Genomic DNA, 10,644 nt, shown 5'->3' on the forward strand with positions numbered 1-10,644 from the left:
CTAAGCTCTAAGCTCTAAAAAGCAAATCGTACATAAACAAAAAGGGAAGCAGATGCTTCCCTTTTTTTTGTTTGAGTGCTTTACCCGCCGCAGTCAATAATACCTACCGTATGACTTAGCGGCTTAATACAGTCAGTTATAATATCTACAATCATATAACATCGTTGGATTTTTTAAATTGTAGAACTACTCGTTTCAGTCATGTTCAGAACACAAGTAATAACTCATAAACACGGTTTATTAATTGCTCTTCCAGTTAGACTCAACTGCCGGTTGGCTAAAGTCCAAAGAACCGCCATTAGAGTTAGCTTGCTTATCTTGTGATGCTCGATTCGCGCTTGCCTTGTCACCATCATGGTTTTCAGCCGCCTGTTGGTGATTGTTGGCATTTAAACCTTGAGCACTTGAAGCTTCGGTATCCAAATCCGCCTTATCGACACCTAACTCATCACTTTCTTCGTCAGAGGCTTCTTTCACTTTCTTATGTACTGGGATATCGCGTTTGTAGAGCTTGTTGAGCGCTTTAACGATAGAGTGCTTGGTGATTGCTTCTTGCGTCAACTTGGTCATTATTGGCTTAGTCAGAGCCTGTAATCCCACAACGGCATCAACACCAAGATCCCCACCAACTTTATCTCTCAAATACCTAGCATCCGCATAGCCAAAATGAGCCGATAAGAATAACCAGATATACGCGATAGCATTGCCGTGCTCACCATGGTCAATCCACGCCTCACCGGCTTTAAACATCGCTTCTGCACAGTTTTTTTCAGCTGCCGTTTCAAACCAGTAAACCGCTTCACGATGATTAGCGACAACACCAACACCGTTCAAATAGCTCATACCCAATTTAATTTTTCCGTCTAGACTATTCTTTTCAGCCGCTTTTCTGTACCACATGAAAGAGCTTTCTGGAGAATAATCTGGGTTCTCTCTATCTAAGCACCAATCCCCCATAAAAAGCATCGCTTCAGTGTTACCACTAGCTGCAGACTCTTCAATATAGGCGCTGCCTTTCGGAAGGTTTTTCTCAACTCCGCGACCAAACACGAGTGCTTTACCCACCTCGAATTTTGCAAGCGGATCATTATCCAGTGCTGATATCGCTAACTGCCAAAAATTGGCCTTTTCTCTTAAAATTAGGTCTTCTTTGCACTTCATACTCAGACGCACAATGCCGTACATGCCGTTGACATTGTCTAAATGGGCAGCTTTATCGTACCAATACAGAGCTTCCTTAAGATTGACTCGTTCGGCCTCTTTCGCCAAATACAGAATCGACGGCACATGCCCTGTTTCAGCCTTAAATTGACGATCTTTTTGCTCTTGGATACGTGCTTTTTCAATCGCTTTTCGGTAAGCGACAGCGCGAGCTTTACGTTCTTGTTCCAAGCGCTTTTTTCTTAGCGACAAAGAGACCAACCAAACAGCAATCAGTATTAACGAAAGAGCGGTCGCACCAATTGCGATTCCCATTGTACTCATAAAATATTTTGTCCTAACTCGGCTAATAGCACCCTACACAGGAAAGCAATCAACCTATAGCGAGCAGTATGTTTGAATGACAGGGAAAAGCGCAGTTATTAAAACGTTCCGCCCTAACATGAATTTTGTTCAGTATCTCAGGAATACATAATGATAAAAAGCCTACGAGTATCTATCCGTCAGCACTCCATTAATGCTGTGATCCCGCTCGCTTTTTCTCTATAAGTCTTGGGGCGTTACTTATCTATCTTATCTATCAGCTTATGGCCTAGACTTTCCAACTAACCTTGCTGCATCTTTTCCCAAATGGTCGGAGAGCCAATATAGTCTTGAACCATAGTAATGAACTCTTTCACCAATTTGGTCTGCTTACGATGCGGATACACAGCATAAATAGCCGTATCAACCGTCGAGATTGCATAATCAGGAAGTAACGTAACCAAGCCCAGTTCTTTCATTGAGGCATACAAGTTTGATTGGTCAAGGAAGCCATAACCTAAGCCATCTTTCACGCAAGACACCATGGTGCGAACATCACTCACCTTATAGTTACCGCGAATCGTTAGGCTTTGGAAAGTGTTGCCATGCGGCTCTTCACTGATCCGCAGGTGATCGACTGTCATATCACCATTGGTATAGATAACCGCAGGTAAAGAGAGCAAATCTTGTGGCGTCTTTGGCTCACCGTGCTCTTTCACAAAGTCGTTCGATGCAACCAGCATGAAGTTACTGTCGGCAATCTTCTTGGCAATCAAATTGGATTCAACAAGCTTACTGAAGCGAAACGCGATATCAAACTGCCCTGCAATAATATTCGCGATCTTGTCGTCTAGTGACAGCACAATCTGAACATCCGGATACTTTCTCATGAACTGAGTAATAATAGGTTGTAAGTATTGCTGACCAAAATAGATCGGCGACGTAATTCGTAACACACCTTTGGGTTCAGATTGGTACGAGTCGGCAATGCCTTGAATCTGATTAATAGTATCTTTCAGTACATAGGTTTGCGCGAGAATATCTTCCCCTGCCGACGTCAACGAGAACGAACGCGTAGAACGGTTGAGTAACTGAACACCTAAATCTTGCTCCAGCTTTTTGATCTGTTTAGAGAGCGATGAGTTGTCCATATCGTGTAAGGTTGCCGCTTTGGTAAACGACCCTTGTTGAACCACATCTAAGAACAATAACAACTGATTAGTATTTGGCACTGCGCCTCTCCTACAATAAAACTCGACTAACGTTCATCTTTGGGTGTATCCATAACAACCATGGTCGTAATGGATTGAACCTGAGCACATTCCCCAAGCACATCGGCATGAAACTTCTTATAGCCCGGTAGATCTTTGGTCTCAACTCTAAGCAAGTACTCGTTAGCACCAGTAATGTTGTGACACTCCACCACCTCTTTCTCCATACTGACGTGCTGTTCAAACTCTAGCTGAGCCGCTTTGCTGTGGCTCGACAAGCCAATCGAAACATAAGCAATAAAGCCAACGCCCATCAGGCCATTATCCAGAACCGCGCGGTAACCTTGAATGATCCCTTTACGCTCGAGATCCTGTACTCGCCTTAAGGTCGCTGAAGCCGACAATCCTATACGTTCTGAAAGCTCAATGTTGGAGATTCTGCCGTCCAATTTAAGCTCTTGCAATATCCTTTCGTCAAATCTATCCATAAGTACTTATTATTGTGCATTAAGTGATAATTGAGGAAATAAAAGCACATAATTGCCTCACTTTCCACCTACTATGTTTCTCAACACGTGAAAGTCATGACCGGTCAGTCACTTCGTTCATTTTACTGCTGGAGAATCACAATGCCTTTAGAACAACTTAGCGCACTTGCCTTGTTTGCGTTTGTCTCGACCTTCACACCAGGTCCAAATAACATCATGCTCATGACATCAGGAGCCAATGTTGGCTTTGCTCGTACCATTCCGCACATGCTGGGCATTGCTCTGGGGTTTGCAGCCATGTTGCTATTGGTTGGCTTCGGCTTAATGGGGATTTTTAACGCCTATCCGGTCTCTCACCAAATCTTGAAATACCTGAGTCTTGCTTACCTCGTGTACCTTGCGATTAAGATAGCATTGAGCGGTAAAGCGAAAAGTACTGAGGCTTTTAAACCAATGACCTTCATTGGTGCGGCAAGTTTTCAGTGGGTGAACCCGAAAGGTTGGTCAATGGCGCTGACGGCAATTTCAGTGTACAGCAGTGGTAGTTCATGGTGGGAGCTCGCGATCATCGCCAGTATATTCACACTAGCCAACTTGCCATCAGTGACATTCTGGACGGCAGCAGGCAAACAACTGCAACACTGGTTAACAACACCAGTACGCATCAAGAGCTTCAACTACGGTATGGCAGGCTTACTTCTAGCCTCAACGATTCCGATGATCTAATCGACTTACTTTATCTATTGATGGTTAGTACACCGGTGCTAACCATCCGTTTCTTTAAAAGAGCTTAATAATCTCGCTTAGCCATTGACCAAATGTCGCCTGCCCACTCGGCGTTAACGTCCAGACAAAAGCCACAACGTTAAGTGACGCCGTCACGAAAAATACAAATCTAAATGGTTGCTTCTGCGTTTTATGACGCAGTTTATCTTGAGCAATTAACGCACCTAACCAACCACCAGCAACAGAAAAAACATGCAGAGTTTTCTCTGGTACACGCCAATTACCATTGATTGCCGCTCTCTTGTCCTTCGCGTACACAAAAAACGTCACTATTCCGATAACTAAATACCACACCAAGAGCGCTTTTGAACTTTCTGAAAACAACGCAGATACCGCTACCAATACCAGATAAGTAATAGCGATTTGAATAGATGAAGACAACATCAACTCCTTTGGATAATGAACAACATAGCGTCACCATTCCACATTAAAGACTCACTAAGGCTATTTGAGGCGAATGAGTACAAACTTTTTTTGATAGGAAAAACAACCAGCGAGTGAAGTGCCACTAAGCTCACATAAATAAGGCGTAGTTATCACCCCTAGCGACTACTCCTATCTTCTACGCCTATGGCTAACCAACTGTATTTTATGAGCTATTGAACCAATAAAAAAGCGCGTTAACCACCACAATCCGTGATATCGACACTAGGTTTCCTATTTTTACGGATTAAAAATAACTTAATACATAAGCGTCACAAATAGTGGAGCATCGTTAAGCCTAGGATATTCATCTTCGTAAAAAATATGGATATCAAAACGTGAACGAAATAAATACCAATAAACACGAGATTCTACAAAGTACCTTGAAGATTGCAAAAACAAAGAGCTTCAATATTGCGCAAACAAACAACTTCAAACGTTCAGCTTTAGCCAAGGCGATATTGCCTCTCGTCACCGCGACCTTGGTAGCAGGCTGTGGAAGCGACACTAGCAAAACAAACTCTGACAGCAATAGTCTATATAAAGCCGCTGAAAACGAAGTTGTTATTTATTACAAACGAGATGTTGCAGCGGCTCGCGCTTCTGGCTCGACCTACGACGGCTGGGGGCTTCACCTTTGGAATGGTGAAGGTTGTACGAGCACTGACTTAGTCGGCATGGGATTAGGTAACAATGGGACTGACTGGGATGTACCTTATGAATTCAAGGGCATCAATGATACCTATGGCGCCTACTACGTGTTGAAAGTCGACCCAGATGCATCCGACCCTCATAAGTGCATGAACTTCATCTTGCATAATGGCGGCGATAAGGCGTTTGGCAGCGCCAACTCGAAAATTGATCTCACCAAACTGAGTCAATCTCAATCTGTATTCGGTTTCCATGGCAGCAGCGCGCTGTACTACGAACCGATTTCAGAACGCCCAGTTAAGATTGATGGCCAGAAGGCACATTGGTTGGACTCAAACACAATCGCTTGGGAAGCTGCAGACGGTGCCGATTCTCTCAAGTTGTTCTACGCACTCGATAACAGCATCACGATAAACGATGATAAGGCGATCGCCGGTGGGCAGGCCGTTGAACTCAAAAAAGATGGCAAGCTATCCTCTGCATTAAAAGAACGCTTCCGTCATCTAGCAAGCCTACCCGCTTTATCAATTGATGTTGACGCCAGCACGCTGCGCACCATCTTGAAATCTCAAATCATTGTTGTTGCGTATAATGTGAATGGCGACGTTATCTCTTCAACTGAAGTTCAAAAGCCCGGCGTACTTGATGCTGTATTTGCCAACAAAGAGACGGGTAACGCAATCGGAGAAACACTGGGGGCGATTGTGGAAGGCAGCACGACGACCTTCAAACTTTGGGCTCCTACCGCGCAAGATGTTGAACTCGTCCTCTACAGCGAAGACCGACAAAGTTCAAAAGTGATCCCAATGACGGAAAGCTTGGAAACAGGCATTTGGGCAACGGATTCAATTTCTAACGCCGTGAATAGTTATTACCGTTACCAAGTGAAGGTCTACCACCCAACCACTGGTAATATCGAAACTCGCCTTGTGACCGACCCATACTCACTCGGCTTGTCGAAGAATTCAGCATACTCACAAGTGATTGACCTTGATGAAGCAGCACTGATGCCACAAGGTTGGGCTGGATATAAGCGCCCAACCGTGAAGAAAGACGAAGACCACGTACTGTACGAATCACACCTTCGTGACTTTAGCTTCAGTGATAAGTTAGGTACAGCAAGCTTAAACGGCAAGTACCTAGCGCTAACAGAAGCCGATCGTGAGTCAGTAAAACACTTGAAAGCTCTGAAAGATGCCGGTTTAACTACGCTTCATATCTTACCTGCATTCGATATCGCTACCATCAATGAAGATGACGCGAGCCGCGTGGATATCACCGACACCGTTGGCAAACTCTGTAACGTAAAACCAACGGCGACTTTATGCGGCACCGAAGATGAAAACAAAACCATCGAAACCGTACTCAACAGCTATAACTCTTCAACAGGCGATGCCCAAGCTCTAATGAACGATCTGCGTATGCTAGATAGTTTCAACTGGGGCTACGACCCATTTCATTACACCGTTCCAGAGGGAAGTTACGCGACAGATCCTAACGGTTCAAAACGTATTCTAGAATTCCGTCAAATGGTTAAAGCTGCGCACGAAATGGATCTTAAACTGATCATGGACGTGGTTTATAACCATACCAATGCGTCTGGCGTGAACGATAAGTCCGTACTGGATAAGATCGTCCCTGGGTATTATCACCGCCTGAATGTGAACACTGGTGGCGTGGAAAGCTCAACGTGTTGTGATAACACCGCAACTGAAAACCTAATGATGGGTAAGTTGATGGTCGACTCACTCAAGGTATGGGCTGACGACTATAAGGTTGATGGTTTTCGTTTTGACTTAATGGGCCACCAGCCAAAAAGCGTAATGGTTGAAGCATTGAAAGAAGTGCGCAAGATCGACCCAAATACCCTGTTCTATGGCGAAGGTTGGGACTTTGGCGAAGTAGCAAACAACGCTCGCTTCGAACAAGCCAACCAGATCAATATGGCAGGCACCGAAATTGGCACCTTCTCTGACCGTTTGCGTGATGCAGTACGCGGCGGTAGCCCATTTGATGGTGGTGTCGATTCTGAAGGTAAGCACCCACTTCGATTTAACCAAGGCTTCGGTAACGCCGCGTTTGCCAACGAAGAAACCAAAGTTGATCAAGATTCAGTCAACGGTCGTTTACACAACCAAGATCTTGTGCGTTTAGGCATGGCCGGTAACTTAGCCGAATACGTATTACTGGATTACAAAGGCGATACCAAACTGGGCAAAAACGTCGACTACAACGGCGCACCTGCCGGCTACACCAAAATGCCGTCAGAGAACATCTCTTACGTTTCCAAGCACGATAACCAAACTCTTTGGGATAACAACGCTTACAAAATCGCCGAAGGTACAAGCTCTGCAGAACGTGCTCGTATGCAGTCGGTATCGCTCTCGACCGTCATGTTGGGTCAAGGCATCCCGTTCATACACATGGGTTCTGAACTGTTACGTTCTAAATCGATGCAGCGTGATTCTTACGACTCTGGCGATTGGTACAACCGTGTGATGTTTGATGGTACTGGCAATAACTGGAATGTTGGCTTACCTCGTGAAGACAAAGATGGTGCCAACTGGGAACTCATCAAAACTATCATTGCCGACAGCACAGCTAAACCAGTAAAAGAAGACATTGACCTCACCAAGCAGCAATTCCTAGAGCTGTTAAAAATCCGCAGCTCAAGTGAACTGTTCCGCTTAGACACAGCAGAAGAAGTCATGAAGCGTGTCGACTTCCGCAATGTGGGCAAAGATCAAATCGAAGGCCTGATCGTGATGTCTATTGATGACGGAATCTCCACAGGCAAAGACCTAGATCCAACCGCTGATGCCATTGTGGTTGTCATAAACTCAACGAGTAAATCTCAATCATTCAAGATCACGGGAGCGACGGGCTTTACACTCCATACCATTCAGCAGAACTCTGCCGATGACATCGTGAAAGGCGCCACCTTTTCCGCTGAGACCTTCACCGTTCCGCCATTGACCACCGCGGTATTTGTGCAAACTCAAGGCGCATCACAAGGTGCTGGGTTATCGGTTGATAACTCACAAAAGGACGTATCTAAGATTCCGCCATATGGCAAAACGACCGTCTATGTACGTGGTGCAATGAACGGATGGAACCCGACGGACGCTTGGGCGATGAGCTTCGTTGGTAACGGCGTTTACTCTGTCAGTGGCGCTTTGGCTGTGGGTGAATATGGCTTCAAGTTTGGCGGTTCTACTTGGGGTGTCTTGGATATTGGCTGTCACTCCGTCGACTTAGCTAAAGGCTCGATCAACATTGGCAGCGAAGGCGACTGTAAGTTGAATGTAACCGAAGCCGGCAACTACACATTCACACTGAATGCGATTCATCAACTCAATGACAGCGCAGAAAAAGCCGTGGTATCTGTGACGAAACAATAAGCTTCACATTCACATAATCATCACAGACGAGCCTGTTTTTTTGGGGAAAAGCGAGGGGAGGTATTAACCTCCCCTTTTTTTGAGCAGCCGCTCACATACCACAGCAACTACGCCCCGATTTTCTTACCCAAGGAGGATAAAGCCGCATTCTGATTAAGCTAGCCTCCTAACGATAACTTCTATATCAAATATAACGTCTATATCAAACATAACGTCTAGCACAGCTTCAACGACAAAGCCCTACACCTCCACTTCTCGAGATGGAATATAAGTATGTACAACAAGAAACATTCAATCTATCAAGTTTTTACCCGTTTGTTCGGCAATCAGAATACACAGAACACACCTTGGGGAACCATTGAACAAAATGGCGTGGGCAAGTTCAGTGACTTCACCAATAAAGCGCTGACAGAAATTAGAGAACTCGGCATCACTCATATTTGGTACACCGGAGTACCACATCATGCTGTGATCAACGACTACAAGCACATCAGCATCTCAGACGATCATCCAAGCGTTGTAAAAGGACGGGCTGGCTCACCTTATGCCGTCAAAGATTACTACTCCGTAAACCCAGATCTTGCTGACAACCCAGCGCAGCGTTTACAGGAATTCGAAGCCTTGATCAAAAGAAGCCATGACAATGGTTTGAAAGTCATCATTGATATCGTCCCTAACCACATTGCCCGTAATTACCAAGGCTTGAATAACCCAGAGGGCGTACGTGACTTTGGTGATCAAGATGACACGACGGTTGAGTATCATCGCAACAATAACTTCTATTACATTCCTGACAGCGCATTTGAACTGCCCGAGATCGAACCTGCGTTCATTCCTCTTGGAGGCGAACAACATCCGAATTTAGCCTCACCGTTTCTTGAATCCCCAGCCAAATGGACAGGTAACGGATCGCGTTTGAGCAAACCAAACTTCGATGATTGGTATGAAACCGTAAAAATTAACTATGGCGTGCGACCAGACGGTTCAAAAGACTTCCCTGAACTACCGAATGATTATGCGATGCATGATCACCTCGCCCACTACCATTTCTGGCAGCAAGTTGATGTGCCGGATTCATGGGTTAAGTTTCGAGACATCGCATTATATTGGTTAGAAAAAGGCGTCGATGGATTTCGCTACGATATGGCAGAAATGGTACCGGTCGAATTCTGGAGCTATCTCAATTCATCAATCAAAGTAAAGAATCAAGACGCCTTTTTGATGGCGGAAGTGTACCAACCGGACCTTTATCGTGATTACATTCGCATGGGTAAAATGGACTATCTGTATGACAAAGTCGATCTTTACGACGGCCTAAAAGCAGTCATGCAAGGTAAGGCTTCAACGGCAGTCATCCCTGAGATCCAGCATCAAATGATGGACATCGAACATCACATGATGCACTTCTTAGACAACCACGATGAGCAGCGTGTCGCGTCTCCTGATTTTGTTGGTAACCCACACATTGCCAAACCTGCCATGTTAGTCAGTGCGCTATTAAGTAGCTCTCCCACCATGATTTACTTCGGGCAAGAAGTAGGCGAATCGGGCGCGGAGAACGCAGGCTTTGGGCAACCTTCTCGCACGTCTATATTTGACTACATCGGTGTTCCTCAACATCAAAAATGGATGAACGGAGGAAAGTTCGATGGCGGGCAGCTCAACGATGACGAAAAGCAGCTCAGACTCTTCTACCAACAAGTGATGACGTTTTCATTGAACCATTCATCGATGACCGGAGCGTACCAAGACTTACACCAATCCAATCAGCTAAGTGATTCTGTTTATGCTTTCTTGCGTTTTGATAACCAAGAACTGGTTATCGCCGCGGCTAACTTCAGCCAAAGAAAAACAGACCACATTCAGTTGAAGGTGACGGCAGAGGTTATTCAAAAACTAGGCATCGCTGACGGAAGCTATACGCTCCAAGAACATATTGAAGGCGTCCAACAACAGACGCTGTATGTGGAAAATGGTGTCGGTTACTTCAGTGCAGAATTCCCCCCCCTAGCCGCTTTCGCTTGGGTGTTACCCCTTTAATCAATCGTTCTAAAAGTAACTGGTGATGACGGCGTTAAATCAGAGGAAACGGTACTTAACGTCGTCTTCGGATAAGTAAAATTCAGACGGTCGTTGGTTTTCAAAGCACGTTCTAAGCAGCTATGGCGGGTAGCTGTAACTTGTTTTTGCCCCATTATTTGGTAGACCTTTTACTCATTC

7 protein-coding genes are annotated in these 10,644 nt (G+C 45.2%); 3 read left to right on the top strand and 4 right to left on the bottom strand.

The window, feature by feature from the left end:
- Positions 1-240: 240 nt before the first annotated feature.
- From AB4653_RS04280 to AB4653_RS04290, 3 genes are all read right to left on the bottom strand, one after another.
- Positions 241-1,476, bottom strand: coding sequence for a tetratricopeptide repeat protein (locus AB4653_RS04280; RefSeq protein ID WP_102258068.1), 1,236 nt, complete (start codon positions 1,474-1,476; stop codon positions 241-243).
- A gap of 290 nt (positions 1,477-1,766) precedes the next feature.
- A complete protein-coding gene (locus AB4653_RS04285; RefSeq protein WP_102258069.1) occupies positions 1,767-2,696 on the bottom strand; it encodes a LysR family transcriptional regulator in 930 nt (309 codons plus the stop codon).
- Between the two features lie 26 nt (positions 2,697-2,722).
- Positions 2,723-3,163, bottom strand: coding sequence for an Lrp/AsnC family transcriptional regulator (locus AB4653_RS04290; RefSeq protein ID WP_009845852.1), 441 nt, complete (start codon positions 3,161-3,163; stop codon positions 2,723-2,725).
- A gap of 141 nt (positions 3,164-3,304) precedes the next feature.
- Between AB4653_RS04290 and AB4653_RS04295 the strand changes: the two genes are divergently transcribed.
- On the top strand, positions 3,305-3,889 hold the full coding sequence (locus tag AB4653_RS04295; protein WP_029223178.1) for a LysE family translocator: 585 nt from the start codon (positions 3,305-3,307) through the stop codon (positions 3,887-3,889).
- A gap of 54 nt (positions 3,890-3,943) precedes the next feature.
- Here the strand turns inward: AB4653_RS04295 and AB4653_RS04300 are convergent, their stop codons facing one another.
- Positions 3,944-4,333, bottom strand: a complete 390-nt coding sequence (locus AB4653_RS04300; RefSeq protein WP_065678504.1) for a DUF1294 domain-containing protein — start codon at positions 4,331-4,333, stop codon at positions 3,944-3,946.
- Between the two features lie 377 nt (positions 4,334-4,710).
- On the opposite strand from AB4653_RS04300, the gene pulA reads away from it, so the two are divergent.
- Positions 4,711-8,424, top strand: coding sequence for a pullulanase-type alpha-1,6-glucosidase (pulA, locus tag AB4653_RS04305; RefSeq protein WP_372071229.1), 3,714 nt, complete (start codon positions 4,711-4,713; stop codon positions 8,422-8,424).
- Positions 8,425-8,697: 273 nt separating this feature from the next.
- On the top strand, positions 8,698-10,464 hold the full coding sequence (locus AB4653_RS04310; RefSeq protein WP_102258070.1) for an alpha-amylase family protein: 1,767 nt from the start codon (positions 8,698-8,700) through the stop codon (positions 10,462-10,464).
- The last annotated feature ends 180 nt before the right edge of the window (positions 10,465-10,644 follow it).

The sequence above is a fragment of the Vibrio sp. 10N.222.48.A3 genome (assembly GCF_041475345.1).
Taxonomy (GTDB): domain Bacteria; phylum Pseudomonadota; class Gammaproteobacteria; order Enterobacterales; family Vibrionaceae; genus Vibrio; species Vibrio tasmaniensis_A.

What these genes read in the sequence shown, in the direction of transcription:
- AB4653_RS04280 (WP_102258068.1), bottom strand. Translation starts at nt 1,476, where the DNA reads ATGGGAATCGCAATTGGTGCGACCGCTCTTTCGTTAATACTGATTGCT.
- AB4653_RS04290 (WP_009845852.1), bottom strand. Translation starts at nt 3,163, where the DNA reads ATGGATAGATTTGACGAAAGGATATTGCAAGAGCTTAAATTGGACGGC.
- AB4653_RS04295 (WP_029223178.1), top strand. Translation starts at nt 3,305, where the DNA reads ATGCCTTTAGAACAACTTAGCGCACTTGCCTTGTTTGCGTTTGTCTCG.
- AB4653_RS04300 (WP_065678504.1), bottom strand. Translation starts at nt 4,333, where the DNA reads ATGTTGTCTTCATCTATTCAAATCGCTATTACTTATCTGGTATTGGTA.
- AB4653_RS04310 (WP_102258070.1), top strand. Translation starts at nt 8,698, where the DNA reads ATGTACAACAAGAAACATTCAATCTATCAAGTTTTTACCCGTTTGTTC.